Annotated in this window: 1 protein-coding gene; it reads right to left on the reverse strand. The window is 71.6% G+C overall.

Annotated features, from left to right (window positions below):
- A partial coding sequence (locus tag UK12_RS32690) for a beta-ketoacyl synthase N-terminal-like domain-containing protein (RefSeq protein ID WP_045306841.1) occupies positions 1 to 908 on the reverse strand: 908 nt, incomplete at its 3' end.
- Positions 909 to 1080 lie beyond the last annotated feature (172 nt).

Below are 1080 nucleotides of genomic sequence, written 5' to 3' on the forward strand. Positions count from 1 at the left end.
TCCTGGTTGACGGCCGAACCACGCACCACCGCCAGCACCTCGTGCCCGTTGCGCCGCGCGTCCGACAGCCGCTCCAGCAGCAGCATCCCCGCACCCTCGCCCCAGCCGGTGCCGTCCGCACCGTCCGCGAACGCCTTGCACCGGCCGTCCGGGGACATCCCCCGCTGGCGGCTGAACGCGATGAACGAGCCGGGGGTGGTCATCACCGAGACGCCGCCGGCCAGGGCCAGCGTGCACTCGCGCTGCCGCAGCGACTGCACCGCCAGGTGCAGCGCGACCAGGGCCGAGGAGCACGCGGTGTCGATGGTGACCGAGGGGCCCTCGATCCCGAGGGTGTAGGAGATCCGGCCGGAGATCACCGCCGCCAGGGTGCCCGTGCCGAGCGCCGCCTCAGGGTCCTGCGGCAGCTTGGACAGCAGGTCCCGGTAGTCCTGGCCGTTGGTACCGGCGAACACGCCGACCCGGCCGCCGCGCACCGAGTCCGGCGCGATGCCGCCCCGCTCCAGCGCCTCCCAGGCCACCTCCAGCAGCACCCGCTGCTGCGGGTCCATCAGCACGGCCTCGCGCGGCGAGATACCGAAGAAGTCCGGCTCGAAGTCGGCCGCGTCGTGCAGGAATCCGCCCCGGCGGACGTAGCTCTTGCCGGACGCGTCGGGGTCGGGATCGTAGAGCGCCTCGACGTCCCAGCCCCGGTTGTCCGGGAACTCCGTGATGGCGTCGGTGCCCTCGTCGACGAGCTGCCAGAGCTCCTCCGGCGTGCTGACGCCACCGGGGAAGCGGCAGCTCATCGCCACGATGGCGATCGGTTCCTTCTCCTCGGTCTCCACGTCGCGCAGCCGCTGCCGGGTCTGGTGCAGATCCGCGGTGACCCTCTTGAGGTAGTCGAGCAGCTTGTCATCGTTGGTCATCGAGTGTCGCCACTTCTGTGCGGAAGATTTGGCCTGACGTGCGGGGGGCGGTGGGCGGGCCCGGTCACGCCGTGCCGAGTTCGTTGTCGATGAACGCGAAGATGTCGTCGGCGGAGGCGTTCTCCAGCCGCCCCGCGATCGACTCGCCGTCACCGGCGGCCAGGGTCTCGGC

This window comes from Saccharothrix sp. ST-888, from assembly GCF_000955975.1.
Lineage (GTDB): Bacteria > Actinomycetota > Actinomycetes > Streptomycetales > Streptomycetaceae > Kitasatospora.